The organism is Flavobacterium chryseum, from assembly GCF_004362015.1.
GTDB lineage: Bacteria > Bacteroidota > Bacteroidia > Flavobacteriales > Flavobacteriaceae > Flavobacterium.
Map to the genome: position 1 here is coordinate 380,523 of NZ_SNWW01000003.1, position 21,927 is coordinate 402,449.

19 protein-coding genes are annotated in these 21,927 nt (G+C 34.6%); 8 read left to right on the plus strand and 11 right to left on the minus strand.

Translation table 11 applies throughout. The annotated features are described in order from the left end of the window. Positions 1-29: 29 nt before the first annotated feature. Positions 30-473 (minus strand): nucleoside deaminase, encoded by a 444-nt coding sequence (locus EV143_RS08140; RefSeq protein ID WP_133507463.1) that lies wholly within the window; start codon positions 471-473, stop codon positions 30-32. A gap of 61 nt (positions 474-534) precedes the next feature. Between EV143_RS08140 and EV143_RS21765 the strand changes: the two genes are divergently transcribed. The 6 genes from EV143_RS21765 to EV143_RS08170 are packed head-to-tail and all read left to right on the plus strand — an operon-like array spanning position 535 to position 5,868. Beyond that, entirely contained in the window at positions 535-1,305 is a 771-nt protein-coding gene (locus tag EV143_RS21765; protein WP_243739820.1) for a hypothetical protein, read from the plus strand. 6 nt (positions 1,306-1,311) lie between these two features. Continuing rightward, on the plus strand, positions 1,312-1,761 hold the full coding sequence (locus EV143_RS08150; protein WP_133507464.1) for a hypothetical protein: 450 nt from the start codon (positions 1,312-1,314) through the stop codon (positions 1,759-1,761). Positions 1,762-1,769: 8 nt separating this feature from the next. Beyond that, positions 1,770-2,132 carry an energy transducer TonB gene (locus EV143_RS08155; protein WP_133507465.1) on the plus strand — a complete coding sequence of 121 codons (363 nt, stop codon included), beginning with the start codon at positions 1,770-1,772 and terminating at the stop codon, positions 2,130-2,132. After that, positions 2,132-2,983, plus strand: coding sequence for a hypothetical protein (locus tag EV143_RS08160; protein ID WP_133507466.1), 852 nt, complete (start codon positions 2,132-2,134; stop codon positions 2,981-2,983). Before EV143_RS08155 ends, EV143_RS08160 begins: the two co-directional genes overlap by 1 nt. Positions 2,984-3,036: 53 nt before the next feature. Continuing rightward, positions 3,037-4,818, plus strand: a complete 1,782-nt coding sequence (locus EV143_RS08165) for a 1-deoxy-D-xylulose-5-phosphate synthase (protein ID WP_133507467.1) — start codon at positions 3,037-3,039, stop codon at positions 4,816-4,818. Positions 4,819-4,863: 45 nt separating this feature from the next. Next, positions 4,864-5,868, plus strand: coding sequence for a DUF3078 domain-containing protein (locus EV143_RS08170; protein WP_133507468.1), 1,005 nt, complete (start codon positions 4,864-4,866; stop codon positions 5,866-5,868). A gap of 84 nt (positions 5,869-5,952) precedes the next feature. Here EV143_RS08170 and EV143_RS08175 read toward each other — a convergent pair whose 3' ends face one another. Then, positions 5,953-7,299, minus strand: a complete 1,347-nt coding sequence (locus EV143_RS08175; protein WP_133507469.1) for a deoxyguanosinetriphosphate triphosphohydrolase — start codon at positions 7,297-7,299, stop codon at positions 5,953-5,955. An 84-nt stretch (positions 7,300-7,383) separates the two neighbouring features. Next, positions 7,384-7,845, minus strand: a complete 462-nt coding sequence (locus tag EV143_RS08180; RefSeq protein ID WP_133507470.1) for an Lrp/AsnC family transcriptional regulator — start codon at positions 7,843-7,845, stop codon at positions 7,384-7,386. Positions 7,846-8,002: 157 nt separating this feature from the next. Here EV143_RS08180 and metE point away from each other — a divergent pair, with 157 nt between their 5' ends. Continuing rightward, a complete protein-coding gene (gene metE / locus EV143_RS08185; RefSeq protein ID WP_133507471.1) occupies positions 8,003-10,324 on the plus strand; it encodes a 5-methyltetrahydropteroyltriglutamate--homocysteine S-methyltransferase in 2,322 nt (773 codons plus the stop codon). A gap of 304 nt (positions 10,325-10,628) precedes the next feature. Here metE and EV143_RS08190 read toward each other — a convergent pair whose 3' ends face one another. Next, the gene (locus tag EV143_RS08190; RefSeq protein WP_133507472.1) at positions 10,629-11,207 is read right to left on the minus strand and encodes an outer membrane beta-barrel protein; all 579 of its coding nucleotides are present in this window, start codon (positions 11,205-11,207) and stop codon (positions 10,629-10,631) included. A gap of 143 nt (positions 11,208-11,350) precedes the next feature. Here EV143_RS08190 and gldA point away from each other — a divergent pair, with 143 nt between their 5' ends. Then, positions 11,351-12,247 (plus strand): gliding motility-associated ABC transporter ATP-binding subunit GldA, encoded by an 897-nt coding sequence (gene gldA, locus EV143_RS08195; RefSeq protein WP_133507473.1) that lies wholly within the window; start codon positions 11,351-11,353, stop codon positions 12,245-12,247. 55 nt (positions 12,248-12,302) lie between these two features. On the opposite strand, the gene EV143_RS08200 is transcribed toward gldA, so the two are convergent. The 7 genes from EV143_RS08200 to metH form a co-directional block, all read right to left on the minus strand. Continuing rightward, positions 12,303-13,067, minus strand: coding sequence for a hypothetical protein (locus tag EV143_RS08200; RefSeq protein ID WP_133507474.1), 765 nt, complete (start codon positions 13,065-13,067; stop codon positions 12,303-12,305). A gap of 96 nt (positions 13,068-13,163) precedes the next feature. After that, a complete protein-coding gene (locus tag EV143_RS08205) occupies positions 13,164-14,276 on the minus strand; it encodes a helix-turn-helix domain-containing protein (RefSeq protein WP_133507475.1) in 1,113 nt (370 codons plus the stop codon). Positions 14,277-14,345: 69 nt separating this feature from the next. Beyond that, on the minus strand, positions 14,346-15,752 hold the full coding sequence (locus EV143_RS08210; RefSeq protein WP_133507476.1) for a pyridoxal phosphate-dependent decarboxylase family protein: 1,407 nt from the start codon (positions 15,750-15,752) through the stop codon (positions 14,346-14,348). Between the two features lie 75 nt (positions 15,753-15,827). Further along, a complete protein-coding gene (locus EV143_RS08215) occupies positions 15,828-17,051 on the minus strand; it encodes a dicarboxylate/amino acid:cation symporter (protein WP_133507477.1) in 1,224 nt (407 codons plus the stop codon). 105 nt (positions 17,052-17,156) lie between these two features. Further along, a complete protein-coding gene (locus tag EV143_RS08220) occupies positions 17,157-17,810 on the minus strand; it encodes a class I SAM-dependent methyltransferase (protein ID WP_133507478.1) in 654 nt (217 codons plus the stop codon). Between the two features lie 163 nt (positions 17,811-17,973). After that, positions 17,974-18,930: a methylenetetrahydrofolate reductase [NAD(P)H] gene (metF, locus tag EV143_RS08225; RefSeq protein ID WP_133507479.1), complete on the minus strand. Its 957-nt coding sequence runs from the start codon at positions 18,928-18,930 to the stop codon at positions 17,974-17,976. Positions 18,931-19,011: 81 nt separating this feature from the next. Beyond that, complete coding sequence (gene metH / locus EV143_RS08230) at positions 19,012-21,687, minus strand: methionine synthase (RefSeq protein ID WP_133507480.1); 2,676 nt, start codon at positions 21,685-21,687, stop codon at positions 19,012-19,014. Positions 21,688-21,927: the final 240 nt, after the last annotated feature.

The window sequence follows — 21,927 nt, forward strand, 5'->3', positions numbered from 1 at the left end:
ATTATTTTTAGTGAAGCAAAAAACTAACACTATTTACGTCTTTCAATAAAAAAGCGTTTCATTAAATCGGCGGCTTCATTGGCCATAATTCCAGAAACGACAGTGGTTTTAGGATGCAGTTTTGTTCCCATAACCATAAATCCGCGTTGTTCGTCGCGGGCGCCAAAAACAATTTTCGAAATCTGACTCCAATACAAAGCGCCTGCGCACATTTGGCAAGGCTCTAGTGTAACATATAAGGTACAATCTTTAAGATATTTTCCGCCTAAAAAGTTTGCAGCTGCGGTAATGGATTGCATTTCGGCATGAGCGGTAACATCATTTAGCAGTTCGGTCAAATTATGACTACTGGCAATTACTCTATCAGCCACAACAATTATTGCTCCAACCGGAATTTCGCCTTTGCTAAAAGCTATTTCTGCTTCCTGCAAAGCTTTTTTCATGAAGTATTCGTCGGTGAAAGGATTTATCATAATTGCAAAAATAATCTTTTCGTATGAATTTTTTATTACATTTAAATCCTGATATTCAAATATGGAAAGAAAATACAAAATAACAATTCCTGAACCCTGCCATGAAAAATGGGATAAAATGACGCCTAAAGATAATGGTCGTTTTTGTTTGAGCTGTTCTAAAACAGTTGTTGATTTTACATCAATGCTTCCGGAGGAAATTCAGGAGTATTTTATTTCACATAAAGATGTCTGTGGAAGGCTTAAAAGTGAACAGTTAAGTGAAATAAATATTCAGATTCCGTCTCAAATATTATACAGTCAAATCCATTATCGAAAAATGTTTTTATTGGCACTTTTTATAGCTATGGGTACGACATTATTTAGCTGTCAGGACATGGATGGCAATAAACAAAAAATAGATAAAGTTGAAGTTGTAGAAGATGTAAAACCAGAACAACACGCTACTACTGGAATTATGTTGATGCCTATAGACACACTAAAGGTCGAAGAACATTCTCAATCTGGACAAGAGGAACCTCAATCTGGACATTACGGAATTATTTATAATTCAAATGATTTAGACGTAGCATCTGTTCCAAAAAATGGAATGAAAAAATTCAATTCTAATTTTTCAAAAAATCTTACCACTGCAAAACAAGGAGAAATATCCGTTTTATTTGTAATTGAAGGCGACGGAAGTCTTAGCAATTTTAATATACTTAAAAATACAACTTCAGCAAGTAAAAAAGATATTATCGGAATTTTAGAAAAAACGCCAAAGTGGATTCCAGGTAAACGAAAAAATCGAATTGTTCGCTCCACTTACACTTTGCAAATTCTATTTAAGTAATTAAGTATGAAACATAAAATTACAATTCCTGAACCGTGCCATGAAGACTGGGATAAAATGACGCCAAACGAAAATGGAAGATTTTGTTTAAGCTGTTCTAAAACGGTTGTTGATTTCACTTCAATGTTACCTGAAGAAGTTCAGCATTTTTTTATTCAAAATCAAAACAAAAAAGTCTGCGGAAGGTTTAAAAATGAACAATTAGAAAGTTTAATTATTCAGATTCCAAGTCAGGTTTTATATACACAAACACAGTATCATAAAATGTTTTTGCTTGCTTTGTTTATTGCCATGGGAACGACATTGTTTAGTTGTGCAGATAAAGACGGGAACAAAAATAGAATTGATAAAATCGAGATTGTTAACAATACAACTCAGAATCAAGATGAAAACGAGATTCATTCCTCATGTTATGGTCATCAGATCGAATCTAAAAAAGAAAAAATCTTAGCCTAGGGACTACAATGGGAGCAGTAATTCCTCCAAATTCTATGCAAGAAGGAACATTTAAGTATAATATTATATATAATTCAACTGATTTGGATGTTTTACCTGTTCCGGAAAACGGGATGAAAAAATTCTACGCTTTTTTTAGCAAAAATTATATTGTTCCAAAGGCACGAGAAGAATTTAGAGGAAGGTGTTTTATTATATTTGTTATCGAAAAAGACGGCAGTTTGAGTAATTTCAACATAGTTAAAAATTCGCCGAAAGAAATAGGGGAAGAAGCTATTAGAGTTTTAAAAACAAGTCCGAACTGGATTCCTGGAAAGTTAAAAGATCGTATTGTTCGTTCCTCTTACGTTTTACCAATTACAATTAAATAATGGATAGAAAACATAAAATTACAATTCCTGAACCATGCCATGAAGACTGGAACAAAATGACTCCAGATAAAAATGGTCGTTTCTGTTTGAGCTGTTCTAAAACGGTTGTTGATTTTACTTTAATGTTTTCAGATGAAATTAAGCATTTTTTCACTCAAAACGAAAATAATAAGATTTGCGGAAGATTTAAGAAATCGCAATTAGATACGATTACAATTCAAATTCCAAATCGCGTTTTATATTCCCAAACGCGTTACAGTAAAATGTTTTTGCTTGCTTTGTTTGTTGCAATGGGAACAACTCTGTTTAGTTGTGCAGATAAAGAAGGAAATAAGAAAAAAATTGACAAAGTTGAAATTGTAAAAGATACAGCATCAGTTGAAAATTTTACTAAGGGCAAGTCTCTAATTCGAGATTCAAATGTTCCACCTCCACCGCCAAAAGTTGATCAGGTTAAATTTGTGAAACCAGTATCTAAAAATTGTAGTAAACCTATTAATGATAAAGTAAAATCTTCAAGCCAAGGAGAAGAAGATAATTCGACATTTGTAACGGGTGCAGTAATGCAGACAAATGCAGAATTTCCGGGTGGTATTGAACAATTCTATAATTTTTTTGGAAAAGAGTTTAAAAAACCTGAAGACATTTATGCTTCAAATCTTAAAATTATAATTTCGTTTGCCGTAGAAAAAAACGGCTCAATGTCTTACTTGCAATCTGAGCCTGCTATTGACAAACAGTTAGAAGATGAAATTATTAGAGTTTTAAAATCATGCCCTAAGTGGGAGCCAGGACAATCAAACGGAAAAAAAATTAAGATGCAATATTCTCTTCCAATTGTATTGCAATAATATCTCAGTAATAAAATTAAATTTAAAACCGTAAATTTGCTTTTTACCTTACAATGAAAAGCAATTTACTTTCCAGCATATTAAATCCTGCCGATTTACGCTTACTTTCTGAAGGGCAACTGCCTCAAATTGCACAAGAATTACGTCAGTTTATCATTGATGTTGTTTCTGTGAAAGAAGGACATTTGGGTGCAAGTTTGGGCGTAATTGAGTTGACGATTGCTTTGCATTATGTTTTTAACACACCAGAAGATTTATTGGTTTGGGATGTTGGACATCAGGCTTACGGGCATAAAATCCTGACCGAAAGAAGAGAAAATTTCCATACGAACCGACAAATTGGTGGTCTTTCTGGTTTTCCTAAAAGAAGCGAGAGTATTTATGATACTTTTGGTGTTGGTCATTCTTCTACTTCTATTTCTGCCGCTCTCGGAATGGCTATTGCATCTAAACTAAAAGGTGATTTTAATAAACAACATATTGCAGTTATTGGCGACGCTTCTATCGCATCAGGAATGGCTTTTGAAGGTTTAAATCATGCAGGAGTTACGGATGCAAATATTTTGGTGATTTTAAATGATAACGCTATCGGAATTGATCCGAGTGTTGGGGCTTTAAAAAAATATTTAACCGCAGTTAAAAACGGAAAAAATCCCAAACAGAATAATATCATTAAATCTTTGAATTTCGATTATTCAGGACCAATAGACGGTCATGATCTTCCAACGTTAATTAAAGAATTAAATCGATTAAAAAAGATAAAAGGACCTAAATTTCTTCATATTGTAACTACAAAAGGAAAAGGTTTACAGCAAGCAGAAGACAATCAGGTAAAATATCATGCGCCCGGAAAATTTGATGCTTCAACAGGCGAAATTCATTTAAAATCTGAAGAAAATCTACCTCCAAAATATCAGGATGTTTTTGGTTTAACCATTTTAGATTTGGCCAGAAAAAACGAAAAAATTATCGGAATCACTCCGGCAATGCCGTCAGGAAGTTCTTTAAAATTTATGATGGATGAAATTCCGGAACGTGCCTTTGATGTTGGTATTGCAGAACAACACGCCGTAACGCTTGCTGCCGGAATGACAACTCAGGGAATGGTTGTGTATTGCAACATTTATTCGACTTTTTTACAGCGCGCTTACGATCAGGTTATTCATGATGTTGCGCTGCAAAATCTACCGGTTATTTTTTGTTTAGACAGAGCAGGTTTGGTGGGCGAGGATGGCGCTACACATCATGGCGTTTTTGATATTGCGTATTTAAGATTGATTCCGAACATGATTATTTATGCGCCAATTAATGAAATTGCTTTGCAAAACATTTTATATACAGCTCAATTGGGCTTAAATCATCCTATTGCTATTCGATATCCGAGGGGCCGAGGTGTTTTTCCGAGTTGGGAAGTAGCAAATTTCGGACAATACGAAAATATTAAAATTGGAGAGGGAATTTGCTTAAAAAGCGGTACTCAAACTGCCGTTTTATCAACGGGAGCAATTGGTAATAATGTAATTTCTGCCATCAATGAATGCGGTAGTCCAAAAACAATTGCTCATTATGATTTTCCATTTATTAAACCACTAGATAACAATTTATTACACTATATTTTTACAACTTTTAAAACCATTATCACCATCGAAGATGGTGTTGTAAATGGCGGTTTTGGAAGTTCAATTTTAGAATTTGCAGCTGCTAATAATTTCACTAATAAGGTAATAATTCTAGGTGTTCCAGACGTGTTTATTGAGCACGGAACTGTCTTAGAATTACAACAATTGTGTAAAATTGACGTTAAAAGTTTAGTAAATCTTTTTTCTAACCATTGAAAATAATTATTTTGCGCAGTCAAAAAAAAATCAAAAGTTAACCTAATGAAATTATTTCGATTCCCTTTCTTATTTTTCCTCTTTATTTTTTCAATTTCGACATCGGCTCAAAGTATTATCCGGACTACTTTAGATCCCGGGCAATTACCTCCACCGCCTTCAAACTGGAGTAAGAAAAACCAACTTGGCTTTGACATTTCAGAAATTGCTTTTGTGAACTGGAGCGCCGGGGGAACAAGTTCTATTTCAGGTTTGTTTAAAGGAGAATTTGGAAGAACTTATATAAAAGGAAATCATAAATGGGCAAATGAACTTATTATAAAATATGGTTTAAATAAACAAGACGGTACTGAACTTAGAAAGACAGATGATGCGATTGCGCTGAACTCTACTTACGGATTCAGAAAAGATACGACCTCAAATTGGTATTATTCGGCTAAGTTTAACTTTAATACACAATTCACAAACGGTTATAATTATCCAAATAAAGATATTGCGATCTCTAAACCATTTGCACCGGCATATATCTTTTTAGGAGCTGGAGCTGAGAACTCGAATAAGCAGAAAAACAGAACTTTCTATTTCTCTCCAGTTACGTTAAAAACAACTTTGGTTTTAGATCAATATTTGGCGAATCAGGGAGCTTTTGGTGTTAAAAAAGCGGTATATGTTACTGATCCTAATGATCCTGCAAATCAAATTTTAGTTCAGGAAGGACAAAAAGTAAAAGCGGAATTCGGTATTTTACTAACCGCATATATGAAAAGTGAAATCTATAAAAATATTTTCTACGAAAACAGGTTAAGTTTATATACAGATTATTTAAACCGATTTGGAAACGTAGATGTTGATTATGATACGCGTCTGGATCTGGTTGTAAATGCTTATGTAAAAGCAAATATTGGTATTCATTTAGTATATGATGATGACATTAAAACTAAAAAAGATGTTGTTGATCCAATTACCGGAACAACATCTCAGGTTAACGACGGCCCAAGAGCGCAACTTAGGCAGGTTTTAGGTGTAGGTCTTGTATATGCTTTTCAATAGTTAAAAATCTTTCTTCTCTTTACATAAAAAAATACGCCGTAAAACATATATTTTACGGCGTGTTTTTTTTAGCATAACCAGCAATTAATTCTTTTTGCGACCCTGAATCATTTCAAATAATTCTAACGCATTTCCGTCTGTTAAAAGTGAAACATAATGACAAATATGCAGCAAACGTTCGTATAAATTAGCTTTGTCTAAATGGTGTTTTTCCGGCAGCATTTTCAAAATTAAATGATCATAATTCGACGCTTTTCCTTCGTATTTATTATTGAAAGCAGTTATAAATTTATCCAGCAAAGTTTGAATAATCTGATACCCTACAATTTCTTTCTCGATTACCTCGCGGCTCTGATAAATTTTTTCAATACTTAATTGAATAATATCATTCATTTGAGCTTTGTATTTGCTTTTATCTGTTAAAGCAAAAGGGAAATTTCCAGCTAAAATGGCTTCTTCGTTTTCAACAAAAACATCAACTGCATCATTAATTAAAGCTCCAATTGCCAAAGCACGCAAATAACTGATTCGGTCTTCTTTAGTTTCTAATAATTTATATTTTGCAACGCCAATATTATCTTTTACCAGTTTAATTAGATATTCAAGAGCATAATCTTCAGAAACTAATCCGAGGTTTATTCCGTCTTCGAAGTCAATAATCGTGTAGCAAATGTCATCTGCAGCTTCAACCAAATAGGCCAAAGGATGCCTTTCAAAACCAATATCGTCGCCTTCTTTATTGGCGATCATTCCCATATCTTTTGCTACTTCTTCAAAAAATGCCTTATCCGTTTGAAAGAATCCGTATTTTTTATCGGCAATATTGTTTGTTGGTTTTTTAGGAAGACTTTCTTTTGGATATTTCATAAAAGCGCCTAAAGTAGCATATGAAATTCGGAGTCCGCCTTCAATTCCAGGACGACTTGCCGTTAAAACCGAAAATCCGTTGGCGTTTCCTTCAAAATCAATTAAATCCTGCCATTGTTTGGCCTTCAACTGATCTTTATATTTTAATCCGTTTCCGATAGAAAAATATTCTCCAATAGCCTTTTCACCAGAATGTCCAAAAGGAGGATTTCCAATATCATGCGCCAAAGAAGCTGCTGCCACAATTGCACCAAAATCGTTCATGTGGTAACCGTGAACTTGTTTTAAATGCGGATATTTTTCGATGATTTTCTTCCCAACCAAACGCCCTAAAGAACGTCCAACAACCGAAACTTCTAAACTATGCGTAAGTCGTGTATGTACAAAATCTGTTTTAGAAAGCGGAATAACCTGTGTTTTATCCTGCAAAGACCTAAAAGCTGCCGAAAATATGATTCGGTCATAATCTACCTCAAAACCTAATCTCGTATCATCTTGTTCTACACGTAATCTTTTGCTTGTATCGCCTTGGCGTTTTAAAGATAAAAGTTGTTCCCAGTTCATTTTTAATTTTAGATTTGTGATTTTAGATTTTAGATTGATCATCTAAATGTCAAAAATACATTTTATTTTATGATTTTATAATGATTAAAATTCCAAAGCTGTGCTATGTTTAATTTCCCCCATTACAAAAATACTGTTCGTATTCCCGATGTTTTCAATTGTCGATAATTTATTCATTACAAAATCCTGATAACTAGACATATCCTGAACCAGAATTTTAAGCATAAAATCATAATCGCCGGCAATATTATAACATTCTATGATTTCAGGAAGCGCTACAATATCTTTCACGAAATTACTTCCGACATTTTTTGCATGTTCTTTTAGCCTAACATTACAAAAAACCGTCATACCTCGATTCATTTTTTTCTTGTCTAATAACGCAACATATTTTGTGATGTAGCCGTCACGTTCCAGTCTTTTTATACGTTCATAAACGGGCGTAACGGTTAGGAATAATTTGCTTGCAAGGTCTTTTGTATTGATATTTGAATTTTCCTGAAGGTGTTTCAGGATCAATAAATCAGTTTTATCCAAATTTTCCATAGTATTTTTTACGGCTAAAGGTTCATTAAAAAGATATTCACAGTAATTAAATCTTTTAAATCTATATTTTAAAATACATTTTACTGAAATAAACCTCAAATATAAGTTATAAAATCTAATACAATAAATTTGTTCAGTAAAAAATACTGAAACAGAAATGAAAACAAATAATTTAGGTTATCCAAGAATTGGCAGCAACAGAGAATTAAAAAAAGCCAGCGAACTGTACTGGGCAGGTCAACTTTCCGTTGATGAACTTATTCAAACCGGCAAAGATATTCGCCGTAAAAACTGGAAATTACAAGCAGAAGCCGGAGTAGATTTGATTCCGTCTAATGATTTTTCTTTTTACGATCAGGTTCTTGATTTGACTTTGACTTTAGGGGCAATTCCGGCACGTTATCACGAATTTGCCAAAACAAATTCTTCGATCGATTTGTATTTTGCGATGGCAAGAGGCGCACAAAAAGACGGTCAGGATGTTGTTGCGATGGAAATGACAAAATGGTTTGACACCAATTACCATTATATTGTTCCTGAATTTACGAAAAACCAAAAATTTGAATTGTTTTCTGAAAAAATAATTTCTGAATTTAAAGAAGCCAATGCTTTAGGAATTGCCACAAAACCGGTTTTAATTGGCCCTATTTCGTATTTACTTTTAGGAAAAGAAAAGGAAGAAGGTTTTCACCGAATTGATCTTATTGATAAATTACTCCCGGTTTATTTTGAAATTTTCGAAAAACTTTTAGACGAAAAGGTAGAATACATTCAGTTAGACGAACCGTTTTTAGCTTTAAATTTAACGGATAAAGAAAGAAATACTTTCACAGAAGTATATAACGAAATCAACATTCGGTATCCAAAAATTAAAATCATTTTAGCGAATTATTTTGATTGTTTTGGAGAAAATCTAGAAACGGCTTTGGCTTTACCGGTTGATACTTTCCATTTAGATTTGGTACGTTGTCCGTCTCAATTAGATGATATTTTAGAATCGGCACAATTAAATCAAACTGCAAATCTTTCTCTGGGAGTTGTTGACGGAAGAAATATCTGGAAAAATGATTATAAAAAATCTTTAGAATTAATCAAAAAAGCAACTGATGCTTTAGGAGAAAACAGAGTTTTGGTTGCGCCGTCTTGTTCTTTAATTCACAGTCCGTGCGATTTAGATTTAGAAACAAATGATGAAACACTTACTCCGGAAATCAAACAATGGCTGGCTTTTGCTAAACAAAAAATCAACGAAATTGTTGTATTAAAACAATTAGCTTCGAACGAAACAATCGAGAAAAACTCTGTTGCTTTTGACAAAAATACTATTGCAAATAACAATCGAAAAACCTCAACATTAATTCATAATAATGAAGTTAAAGCGCGTGTTGCCGCAATCACCGCTTCTGATGATAAGCGTAAAAGCGCATTTGCAACCAGAAGAAAAAGTCAGATTGAAGCGTTAAATCTTCCTTTATTTCCAACCACAACCATTGGATCTTTTCCTCAAACTGCCGAAGTGAGAAGCTTGAGAGCAAAGTTCAAAAAAGGAGAATTAACCACTGAACAATACAACGATTTAATCGAAAAAGAAACCGAGGCTACAATTCGTTTTCAGGAAGAAACCGGAATCGATGTTTTGGTTCACGGAGAATTTGAACGTAATGATATGGTCGAATATTTTGGTGAGCAATTATCAGGATTTACCTTCACCAAAAACGGTTGGGTTCAAAGCTACGGAAGCCGTTGCGTGAAACCTCCGGTTATTTACGGCGATGTTTCCAGACCTAACCCAATGACGGTAAAATGGTCGAAATTTGCGCAGTCTTTGACTCCAAAATGGGTAAAAGGAATGCTTACCGGTCCTGTAACTATTCTACAATGGTCGTTTGTACGTAACGATCAGCCACGTTCTGAAACTTGTACGCAAATTGCTCTGGCAATTCGCGATGAAGTTGTAGATCTCGAAAAAGCAGGAATTAAAATTATTCAAATTGATGAGCCAGCGATTCGCGAAGGTCTGCCTTTGAGAAAAGAAGAATGGGCAAATTATTTAGACTGGGCTGTAAAAGCGTTTCGTATTTCTGCAAGTGACGTAAATGACGATACACAAATTCACACGCACATGTGTTATAGCGAGTTCAACGATATCATTCAGAATATTGCTGACATGGATGCCGATGTTATTACAATTGAATGTTCGCGCTCGCAAATGGAACTTCTAGATGCTTTTGCCAACTTTAAATATCCAAACGAAATTGGACCAGGCGTTTATGATATTCATTCGCCACGCGTGCCTTCGAGTGCTGAAATGGTTGGTTTATTAGAAAAAGCTTCGGCAGTTATTCCGGTAGATCAATTATGGGTAAATCCGGATTGTGGTTTAAAAACCCGCCATTGGGATGAAACTAAAAAAGCTTTAATCGAGATGGTAGCTGCTGCTCAGGAAATGAGAGCTGCGGTTGAAAATCCTGTTACTTAATAGTTTTTATTTAAATATATTTTTGTTTTTTATTGCCAGCAAAGTGAACCTGAAATTAGTTATGATTTCATTTCGGTTTTACTTTTGCTGGCATTGTTTTTTTTTGAAGCAGAATGTTTCGTTTTCAAAATACCTTCAGTCCCGCTATCCGCTATATCTTTTCCTGGCTAAAGAAGCCAGAAAAAGGATACCGCTTCTATCGGGGCTAAACAATAACTTTTTATTTTCAAAATACTTCAGGCAAAAAACAAAAAAGCATCCGCCGCGGCGGATGCTTTTCTGAAATTGAATATAGAATTTAAGATTAGAAGTTTTTAGAAACCCCAATGTTAAATGTTTTACCAAAATTAAAATCGAAGTTTTTGTATTCTGGTCCGTTGTTGTCATAGTTTATTGTACCGTAATTTAAACCACCAATATTAAAGTTTAAACCAAAACCTTTTTTCATATCGATGAAAAGTGCCGGTGTTATTCCAACATACATACCATCACCTTTAGCAGTTGTAGTAATTGGTCCTGCATACGTTCTGTCTTTTTCACTTTGAAAACCAGCTCCTAATTCAGCAAAGAATGAAAAAGTAGGGTTCAATGGAATAGTGTAACGTAAAAATGCACCTAATTTAGTCGTATTAAATCTGTCTTCGTTTGTTCCTTGTTTTGTTTTAGAAGAACCAAAAGAAGCCTCACCTCCAACAGTCCAGTTATCGTGAAATTGATATCCTACTTTAGGAGAAAAGTCAAATTCATTGTTTTTAACTTCATTATTACCAAGAGTTCTAGTTTCTGAAGAATAACCAATACTTCCACCAACTAAGATTGTTCCTTTTTGTGCACTCGCAAAGCTAACCATAGCTAATGCAAGAATAACTAACATTTTTTTCATTGTAAATAATTTAAATTTAATATCCCTTTAACAATAACGATGCCGTGTGACTTGACCGTTAATATTTTTTTATGATTTCTTTAGAAGGCAAAAATGTAGCAATCAAGAGTATTTCTGTTTACTTTTGTAGCAAATAAATAGTCATGTCGATAGAAGTAAACAACATATCAAAAAGTTACGGATCTCAAAAAGCTTTGAACTCAATTTCGTTCTCTATTCAGAAAGGAGAAATCGTAGGATTTATAGGACCTAACGGAGCCGGAAAATCTACCTTAATGAAAATTTTGACTACTTATTTATTGGCAGATGATGGCTCAGCCCTTGTAAATGGTCACGATGTCATGACAAACGCAAAAGCAGTTCAACGTTCCATAGGTTATTTACCAGAACACAATCCGTTATATTTGGATTTGTATGTTCGTGAGTATTTGGCTTTTAATGCCGATGTTTATCAAGTTGCCAAATCAAGAATTGAAGAAGTCATTCAACTGACAGGACTGACACCGGAAAGCCATAAAAAAATAAGTCAATTGTCTAAAGGATACCGCCAGCGTGTGGGACTTGCCAACGCTTTATTGCACAATCCTGATGTTTTAATTTTAGACGAACCAACTACTGGTCTGGATCCGAATCAGTTAATGGAAATTCGAAATGTAATTAAGAATGTTGGGAAAGATAAAACGGTTTTTCTTTCAACGCATATTATGCAGGAAGTTGAAGCGATTTGCGATCGTGTCATTATTATTGACAAAGGAGAAATTGTGGCTGACAAAAAATTAGACAATTTAGTAGCTGCAGGTTCTGAACAAGTGATTGAGGTTGAATTCGATTATCAGGTTGAAGAACAACTTTTGGCAAAACTGGAAAACATTGCTTCATACAAAAACACCCACGACATGACTTGGGAACTAACTTTTGTTACTGAAAAAGACATGCGCCCGGCCATTTTTGATTTTGCTACTGCAAACGGATTAAAAACACTACAACTGAATCAGAAAAATAAAAATCTTGAAGCTGTTTTTAGAGAAATTACTAAATAAGCTTAGGTTACAAATATTTAAAGCTCATTTGATTCGTCAAATGAGCTTTAATTTTTTACTTCATTATTGCCCTTAAATATATGGTAAACAATAATGATAAAACTAGTGCAGAAAATCGAAGTACATTTTTTAGCAATTTATTATTGATATTCAATGAAGGCAAATCCGACTTGGTTTTAAAAAAGAAGTCGACTAATTTTTTATAATCTAACAATAATAAAAACAAGACTCCGATCGTGAGTAAAACTGACTGCATGAGAGCGCCGGCATTCATATCGTAAAATACATTAATTAAAGTCAGATTTAAAAGTAGAGAAAACAAAATTATCGCTCCTGCAAGTACTGTTTGGCGAAACAATAACATGAAACCTCCGATAATCTGGATCGTTGCAATTATAATCCCGAAAGTATGCGAGTAACCAAAGTAAAACCATGTAAGCCACTCACCTGTCTGTTGATTCATTGGCATTTGTGCGATTTCTGAAGGTACAATAAATTGAAGTCCATAAAACTTTTTCCAGCCAAAAGCCATGATATTAAATGCGATGCAATACCGTATTGCGCCATACAAAAATCCATAAATTTTTATTGAATTGATTTTTTGTTTTCGCTCCAGCGAATGCCATATAAAAGGAAATAATACTGAAGCCAGTAAAGCAATTCCAATTACAGGAAAAACGAAAACAGGAGGCAGCCAGGGAATATTCCCTCCGTTACCTAACAATAAAAATAAGGCTGAAAATTCGAGTCCAAATAATAAACAAGCACTGATCTTTTTTACAATTGAATTTGAAATTGGCGAAATTGGTTGTTCTGACATTTTGTTTCTTTTTTAAATTAATATTCAGCAAATTTGAATATTATTAAGAAACTGAATGTTCTGACGTATGTACCCGAACGTATTTTCGAATTATTTTCAGGTAATAATTGTATTTGATTTTACAAAATCCCGGGGAGAAAGACCTGTATGTTTTTTGAAAGTTGTATTGAAAGTCGTTTTAGAATTAAATCCTGATTCATACGCAATACCCAAGATATTTAATTGATTGTATTTCTCAGACAATAGCATTTTTTTCGCCTCTTCTACGCGGTATTTATTTATAAAATTATAGAAATTATCACCATGTAACTGGTTAATAACAAAAGAGGTCTCGTTGCAGCTTGCATTCAGTTTCTTTGCTAATTTTGGCAGATTCAATTCATTATCCAAATACAACTTTTCAGCATTCATAATCAATTTTAATTGAGTATCCAGCTCCATTAAGCGGGCTTCCGCCACTCTTTTTGGACTTTCGTTTTTTTGTTCTTTAATGCTTGACAAGTCTTCTAAATCTTCTTTTGCAAAATCAAAAATTTCTTTTTGCTGCAACGAAAAGTAAGCAAGAAAAAAAACACTTATGAGGTATAATATTGGTGTGTAGGGAATTAAATATTTTAAATTAAAAAACACCAGATTAAGCCAGGCCAACAAAAGAAACAATATGATTACTAAAAAAGACCGTAACCAATAAAGATCAATTTTTTCTGTGACTGACGAAAATCTGCGGATGTTTTTTATATGATTACGCAATATCATCCATGATAATATCCAATAAATGAATGTTTGAAAAGGTAAAGCAGTGCGAAGAATAAAAAATAAAATTGGTCGTGTTTCAGCACTAAACTCAAGATTTTGACCTGTTATAAAAAATGGAACTCTAAAGGCACAGAAAATTAAAAAAGGCAAAAAATGCCATAAAATGTTTCTTTTAAAACCTTTCTCAAATGAGGTAAAATATAAAATACTGATATACAACAATGGAGCTGTTAAAAATCGTATCAGGCCAATTAGTTCAAATAAATTTGGATGTCGTAGATGAAAATCCTGATAATACAGCGGAATTTCAATCATGGCAACGCCAATCGTCAATACAAATAAACCGAGATATCGATTTGCAATTACATTTACTTTTCGGGGCTGCACAATAAGTAGAAAGCCCAGCAAAAATGTAGCACCCGCAGTAAGTTCTATAATAACCGGAGAATTCATCTGTTAATTATCTTGGTTAGAATCAAATGTAAATAATATACTTTAATCTCTTATTGATAAGGTGACGAATTAATTTAATTGTGATAAAATGACCTTCATCTCGTCGATTACTGTTTTAATATCATTTTCATTTGTTCGCCAGTTTACAAATGAAGCTCTGATTCCTTTACGATTTTGATAAACCGTTGGTGTCATAAAAACTTTTCCCGTATCATTTAAAGCGGTCAAAAATTGAGAAACTTTCTCCTGATTATGATCGCCTTTTAAAGTGAAACAGACATTATTTAAGCGAATTGGAGCCAGAAGTTCAAAATTACCGTCTTTTAGAAGTTCGTTTCCAAAAAGCTGCGCCAATGAAACACTCGTTTCTATAATATCCTGAAAACCTTTTTTACCATACGCCAATAAAGAAAACCAAACCGGCAAAGCTCTCAAACGTCTTGAATTTTCAGGCAGTACATTTAAGTAATTGAAATTTTCTAACGGATTTCCTAAATACGGCGCATTTGAGTTTTGAAAAGTTTCTACCTGTAAATTTGTATGCTCTTTTTTAATCAAATAAAAAGCACTTTCATAAGGCACATTCAGCCATTTATGACAATCTATCGTGATACTGTCCGCTCCTTCCCAGCCTTCTGTAAGATGTTTAAATTTATCTGAAACAGCTGCAAAGCCACCAAAAGCCGCATCAATATGCCACCAGAATTTGTATTTTTCTTTTAGTTTTGAGATTGCAGTAAAATCATCAAAATCTGCCGTATTAACCGTTCCTGCACTTGAAATTAAAATAAAAGGTTTCCCGTTTAAGGTTTGAATATTTTGCTCTAAATCGGCAATATCAATAGCTTCACGATTGCCTTCGATAGTTTTAATTGTTGTATAATTCTGACTTCCAATTCCCAACATTGCCAATGTCTTAATTGATGAAGAATGTGGAGTTGCCGTCAATATATTGATCTTTTCTGAAATTCCGTTTTTCGCGAAATCTTTCCCTAATTGGTTTCCGAACCATTGTCTGGCAACGCCTAAACACGTAAAATTGGACATGGTTGCGCCCGTTACGAATCCGCCTAAAAATGAAGTTGGTAACTCTAATAATTGCAATAATAAATGGATTGTCTCAAATTCTATTAATGCCGAAACTCCTCCTTGCGCCTTTATAGCCTGGGCATTTTGATCGTAAACAGAAGCCAGCCAATCACCCACAATTGATGCAGGAGTTGAACCTCCGGTAACAAATCCCCAATATCTTGGGCCCGGAGATGAAACTAATAGTGGAGCCAATCGCTCATTAAATTCTTTTAAAGCTTCTAATGAACCTAGACCTAATTCGTTTAAATCACGATTGGGATCAATTGTATTTTTATTTGAAGTTGGAATGTTTTCTAAATTATTCAAAAAACCAATTCCCTGTTGTTTTGCTTTTTCTAAGATATTTTCGAAATCGTTTAAATCTTGTTGAAGTATTGAATTCATAATATATTTAATTGGGTTTCACGCAGATTCTGCTGATAGAGCAGATTTATTTTAATTATATGAAGAAAATTTATGCTACCATTTCGTTTTTTCAGAAAACCGGGCAACCATCATCGAAGAGATTACATCGCCATTTGCATTTAACAGAGTTGCAATTGGGTCGACTAAAGTTCCTAAAATCATGGCTACCGGCAAAGCTTGTTCCATTGGTAAACCATAAACGGTAATGGCTAAAATTTCTCCAATATAACCTCCATTTGGAATTCCGCCTTCTACAATTGAAACAATTACGGTAATTCCCAATGCTAAAAGTATCGTTGATGGGTGAGTAAAATCTTTTCCGAACATAGCAAAAAGAAAAGTGATTTTTAAGATGGATGACATACTGGAACCGTCTTTATGCAAAGGTCCACCAAGTGGAATAACCAGATTGCGAACGTGTTTTGGAATGCCCATTTTTTCAGCCGCAGCTAAATTTGCCGGAATTGTGGCAATACTGCTGCAGGTTCCGACTGCTGTTAAAGACGGCGTAATATTATTGCTCCAAAAAACTTTAAAAGCTCTTTTTCCGCCAGCAACTAGTGCGTATAAACTGAAAAACACAAAGAAATAGAAGATACAGGCAGCATAATAAACTGCCATAGGTTTCGCGTAAACTCCAAACAATTGCGGTCCGAAAACACCAACCTGATAAGCAAAATAAGCTCCTAAACCAATCGGTGCTAATTTCATTATGAGGTTTAAAAGTTGTTTCATGACTTCGTTTCCGGAATCCAGAAAACTCTTAAAAGCATTTCCTTTTTCTCCAGATTGAAGTGTAGCAAATCCGATTAAAAAAGAAAATATTATAAGTGCCAGCATACTTTTTCGTGATAATAATTCGAAGAAATCATTTACTGTAACCAGCTTAGCAATTTGATCTCCAACCGATCCTGATTTAATGTTTTCAAACGGAACTTTCGTAATCGCTATATCCTGATGAATGGGAAAAAGATAAACGGCAAAAATCATTACAATTGCCGAAATAAGAATTGTTGTTAGAAAAACCAATACCATTACAACAAAAAGTTTTCCTAATTTTTCTGTTCTTTCCAGATTGGCAATTGAAGAACCGATTGTAAAAAAGATAAGCGGAATTATGGCCGTAAAAAGTAAGTTCAGAAATATATCGCCAATTGGTTTTATTACCAAAACTTTTTCTCCAAATACTAATCCAAAAATGCTTCCTACTATAATACCACCAAGCAGTAAAAGTATGCTGCTGTAATTTTTTAAAAAATTGATTTTTTTAACTTCCATAATTAAATAGATTATATAGGATTTAGACTTACAATTACAACTTCAGATAAAAATCAATTAAATTAATCAAAAAAAGAGTTCTAAAATTTTTGTTGTTACTTTTTGTTACTTTACAAGAACTAAAGTAGTAAAAGCTCTGTCGACTAATTCTCCGGTTTTGGTTTTTACTTTTTCTATTAAAGTTTCTTTATTTACTATCTTAAAAAGTGTTTTCTCAACTAATTTCTCTGCTTTTTTGGTATCGTAGAGTTCAAATTCATATTGAGTAAACGGTAGCTGTTTCATGAAACTTTCTTCGGCAAATGTAACGCAAAAAATTCCTTTTTGTAATAAAATTCTATATATTTCTGAAAGCATTTTTTCAGGATCCTCCCAAAAATAAATGGTATTTACTGTGAATATTTTATCGAAAGAAACATCCTGAAATGGAATTATATTTCCATCATATAAGGAAAAGTGAGCCTGTTTTTGAGTAACAAATTTTTGATTAATTTGCTGTGCTTCCTTAAACATTAGTTCAGACAATTCAAGTCCATAATACTGTAAATCTGAAGCTTGCTGCAAAACATATTCTAAATGTCCGGCATTTCCGTGACCGATTTCTAAAATTTTATTTCCGTCAGCAATATTTAGATTTTGAACAGAATGGCGTGTCATATTGATGTTTGTTTCGTGCATCATATTTGCCATTTCAATTCCCTTTTCTCCCGTGGGATTTTTTAATTGAGATGCTATTGCTTGTAATTCTTCTTTTTTCATAATGTTTTAAATTCCAATATTTAAAATTCCAAATTCCAAGCTTTTTTGTCATTTCGACGGAGGAGAAATCACACTAGAAACTCCACACAGAAAATCGTCATTCTTTGTCGAATCCCGAGTGTGATTTCTCCTCCGTCGAAATGACAAACTTTGAACTTTAACTCTAAAAAAGATGACTCGCTATCTGACGGATATTCTCTGATTTTCCCATAGAATAATAATGCAAAACCGGAACACCTGCAGCTTTTAACTCTAAAGATTGTTGAATTGCCCATTCAATTCCCACTTGTCTGATTTCTGCATTATTCTTGCAGGAATCTACAGCATGAATTAAATCTTCGGGTAAATCGATACGGAAAATTTGTGGCAAAACCTGTAAATGTCTTTGAACAGCAATTGGTTTTATTCCCGGAATAATAGGAATTGTGATTCCCATTTCTCTCGCTTTTTCTACAAAATTAAAATATTTTGCATTGTCGAAAAACATTTGTGTAACCACATAATCAGCTCCGGCATCTACTTTTTCTTTCAGTCTTTTTAGATCTGATTGTAACGATGGAGACTCTAAATGTTTCTCCGGATAACCTGCAACACCAATACAAAAATCAGCTCTGTTATCAGCATCCATAACTTCATGCAGGTATTTACCCTGATTTAATAAACTAATTTGTTTCACCAAATCAACAGCATAATCATTTCCTCCGGCTTTTGGCATGAAATATTGTTCGTCTTTCATGGCATCACCACGCAAAGCCATCACATTGTCGATTCCAAGATAGTTACAATCTACCAAAAGATATTCTGTTTCTTCCTTTGTAAATCCACCGCAAAGTACGTGCGGAACCGTATCTACATTATATTTATGTTTTATAGAAGCGCAAATTCCAAGCGTTCCCGGACGCATACGAGTCAGTTTTTTATCCAAAAGACCGTTGCCTTTATCGATATAAATATACTCTTCGCGAGAAGTTGTGACATCAATAAACGGAGGTTTAAACTCCATCAACGGATCGATATTATCGTACAATTCCTGGATGCTTTTCCCCTTCTGAGGCGGAATAATTTCAAATGAGAATAATGTATTTCCTTTGGCGTTTTCTATATGTTCTGTTACTTTCATTTTAAGTCTTAAAGTTTGAATGTCGAAAGTCGAAAGTCATGCCCTTTGAGACTTTATGACTTTTGACTTTATGACTATGTTTTAATCTGCTATATTAGGGTTTAACCATTTGCTTGCATATTCAGTGGAGACATTACGTCTTTTGGCGTAATCTACCACCTGATCTTCTTTTATTTTTCCGAGTCCGAAATATTTACTTTTCGGATTTCCGAAGTAATATCCGGAAACGGATGATGCTGGCCACATCGCCATACTTTCCGTTAAGGTTACTCCAATTTCTTCTGCCACATTTAAGAGCTTCCAGATTGTTGGTTTCTCTAAGTGATCCGGACAAGCCGGATATCCTGGAGCAGGACGAATTCCTTTGTAATTTTCTTCAATTAAATCTTCTGTCGAAAGTGATTCTTCAGGATCATAACCCCAGAATTCCTGACGTACTTTCTCGTGCAGATATTCGGCGAAAGCCTCAGCAAAACGATCGGCTAATGCTTTAACCATAATCGAATTATAATCGTCAAGATCTTTTTCAAATTCAGCTGCCCATTCGTCAACACCAAAACCGGTTGTTACACAAAAAGCGCCCATATAATCTGTAATCCCGCTGTCTTTTGGTAGAATAAAATCAGACAAAGCAATATTTGGAGCACCTTTCGTTTTTTGTGACTGCTGACGAAGCGTTAAGAATTTCTCCAAAACTTTTCCGTTTTCATCACGCAATTCAATATCGTCGTCGTCAATTTGATTCGCTGGGAAAATTCCGTAAATTCCTTTTGCAGATAATTTTTTTTCTGCCAAAATTACTTTTAACATTGCCTGAGCATCTGCAAAAACAGAAGTTGCTTCTTTACCAACAACCTCATCCGTTAAAATTGCCGGATATTTCCCGAACAATTCCCAAGTTCTAAAAAACGGTGTCCAGTCAATATACGGAACCAAAACATCTAATTCTACTTCAACTATTTGTTTGCCAATTACTTTTGGTTTTGTTGGAGTATACTCATCCCAATCCAATTGTAATTTGTTTTTACGCGCCTGCTCAATCGTCAGGAAGTTTTTATCTCTCGAACGATTTAAAAATGTTTCTCTAAACGCATCATATTCAGCACGAATGTCGCTTGCATATATTTTACGGTTATGATCTAAAAGGTTTCCTGCAACAGTAACAGCGCGTGAAGCATCGTTTACGTGAATTACAGTTTCTCTATATTGTGGAGCGATTTTCACGGCCGTATGCGCGCGCGAAGTTGTGGCTCCACCAATCATAATCGGGATTTTGATTCCTTGTTTGTCTAATTCTTTCGCCAGATACACCATTTCGTCAAGCGAAGGCGTAATCAGTCCGCTTAAGCCAATAATATCAACATTATGTTCAATCGCGGCCGCTATAATTTTTTCCGGAGGCACCATAACACCAAGATCTACAATCTCGTAATTGTTACAAGCCAAAACCACAGAAACGATGTTTTTACCAATATCGTGAACGTCACCTTTTACGGTTGCCATCAAAATTTTTCCGTTTCCTTGTTTGTCTCCGGCTTGTTTGCTGGCTTCGATATAAGGCAATAAATACGCCACGGCTTTTTTCATAACACGTGCCGATTTAACCACCTGAGGCAGGAACATTTTTCCGCTTCCAAATAAATCTCCAACCACATTCATTCCCGTCATCAAATTGATTTCGATAACTTCAATAGGTTTTGTTGCAGCCAAACGAGCTTCTTCAACATCTTCTTCAATAAAAGCATCTACTCCTTTTACCAATGAATGCGTAATTCTTTCCTGAACCGTTCCTAAACGCCATTCCTGAATCGCTTTTTCATCACTTTTTACTTCGCCTTTTACATTCTCTGCAAAATCCAAAAGTCTTTCCGTAGCATCGTCGCGTCTGTTCAGGATTACGTCTTCAACGTGTTCCAATAAATCTTTCGGGATATCATCGTAAATCGACAACATTTCCGGATTCACGATTCCCATTGTCATTCCGTTCTTGATCGCGTGATATAAAAATACCGAGTGCATCGCTTCACGAACGGTATCATTTCCTCTAAAAGAAAACGAAACATTACTCACACCACCGCTTATGTGTGCGTGCGGTAAATTATCCCGAACCCATTTTGTACCTCTAAAAAAGTCCAAAGCATTTAAACGATGTTCTTCCATTCCGGTGGCAACGGGAAAAATATTCAAATCGAAAATAATATCCTGAGGCGGAAAACCAACTTTATTAACCAAAATATCATACGAACGCTGGCAAATTTCAACTCTTCGGTCAAAATTATCGGCCTGACCTACTTCGTCAAAAGCCATAATAATTGCCGCAGCTCCGTAACGTTTGATTAATTTGGCGTGATGAATAAAAGCTTCTTCACCTTCTTTCAACGAAATCGAGTTGACAACGCTTTTTCCTTGTACTACTTTCAGACCCGCTTCAATGATTTCCCATTTCGAACTGTCGATCATAATCGGCACTCTCGAAATATCGGGTTCAGATGCAATTAAATTCAAAAATTTAGTCATTGCCTGAACACCATCAAGCATTCCTTCATCCATATTAATATCGATGATCTGTGCCCCACCTTCTACTTGTTGTCTTGCAATATCAAGCGCCTCGTCATATTTCTCTTCCTTGATTAAGCGAAGGAATTTTCGCGAACCGGTTACATTCGTACGTTCCCCAACGTTTACAAAAACACTTTCGGGCGTAATAATCAACGGTTCTAATCCTGCTAATACAAGGTCTCTTCTTTTTTCTGCCATTTCTTTTTAATTTTCAACGAAATAAATTCCGTTGCTACAATATATTTCGTTCCTCTGGAACTATTATTTCAACGTCCTGCTTGTCTTTGCGAGGAAAGAAGCAATCTGATACTAATATTTTATAATCTTTTGTGGGCGTGTCCCAAGGGCCGGGCTATCCGCTATTAGTCCTCGCACTTCCTTCGTCAGGCTGTGGGCTAACCGCTTCTATCCCTCACGCAGACTCGGTTTCATAAGATG

Coding starts and splice junctions, on each gene's coding strand:
- EV143_RS08155 (WP_133507465.1), top strand. CDS start 1,770: ATGGGAGCAGTAATTCCTCCAAATTCTATGCAAGAAGGAACATTTAAG.
- EV143_RS08170 (WP_133507468.1), top strand. CDS start 4,864: ATGAAATTATTTCGATTCCCTTTCTTATTTTTCCTCTTTATTTTTTCA.
- metF (WP_133507479.1), bottom strand. CDS start 18,930: ATGAAAGTAACAGAACATATAGAAAACGCCAAAGGAAATACATTATTC.
- metE (WP_133507471.1), top strand. CDS start 8,003: ATGAAAACAAATAATTTAGGTTATCCAAGAATTGGCAGCAACAGAGAA.
- EV143_RS08200 (WP_133507474.1), bottom strand. CDS start 13,067: ATGTCAGAACAACCAATTTCGCCAATTTCAAATTCAATTGTAAAAAAG.
- EV143_RS08180 (WP_133507470.1), bottom strand. CDS start 7,845: ATGGAAAATTTGGATAAAACTGATTTATTGATCCTGAAACACCTTCAG.
- EV143_RS08165 (WP_133507467.1), top strand. CDS start 3,037: ATGAAAAGCAATTTACTTTCCAGCATATTAAATCCTGCCGATTTACGC.
- gldA (WP_133507473.1), top strand. CDS start 11,351: ATGTCGATAGAAGTAAACAACATATCAAAAAGTTACGGATCTCAAAAA.
- EV143_RS08205 (WP_133507475.1), bottom strand. CDS start 14,276: ATGAATTCTCCGGTTATTATAGAACTTACTGCGGGTGCTACATTTTTG.
- EV143_RS08215 (WP_133507477.1), bottom strand. CDS start 17,051: ATGGAAGTTAAAAAAATCAATTTTTTAAAAAATTACAGCAGCATACTT.
- EV143_RS08160 (WP_133507466.1), top strand. CDS start 2,132: ATGGATAGAAAACATAAAATTACAATTCCTGAACCATGCCATGAAGAC.
- EV143_RS08220 (WP_133507478.1), bottom strand. CDS start 17,810: ATGAAAAAAGAAGAATTACAAGCAATAGCATCTCAATTAAAAAATCCC.
- EV143_RS08175 (WP_133507469.1), bottom strand. CDS start 7,299: ATGAACTGGGAACAACTTTTATCTTTAAAACGCCAAGGCGATACAAGC.
- EV143_RS08210 (WP_133507476.1), bottom strand. CDS start 15,752: ATGAATTCAATACTTCAACAAGATTTAAACGATTTCGAAAATATCTTA.
- metH (WP_133507480.1), bottom strand. CDS start 21,687: ATGGCAGAAAAAAGAAGAGACCTTGTATTAGCAGGATTAGAACCGTTG.
- EV143_RS21765 (WP_243739820.1), top strand. CDS start 535: ATGGAAAGAAAATACAAAATAACAATTCCTGAACCCTGCCATGAAAAA.
- EV143_RS08190 (WP_133507472.1), bottom strand. CDS start 11,207: ATGAAAAAAATGTTAGTTATTCTTGCATTAGCTATGGTTAGCTTTGCG.
- EV143_RS08150 (WP_133507464.1), top strand. CDS start 1,312: ATGAAACATAAAATTACAATTCCTGAACCGTGCCATGAAGACTGGGAT.
- EV143_RS08140 (WP_133507463.1), bottom strand. CDS start 473: ATGATAAATCCTTTCACCGACGAATACTTCATGAAAAAAGCTTTGCAG.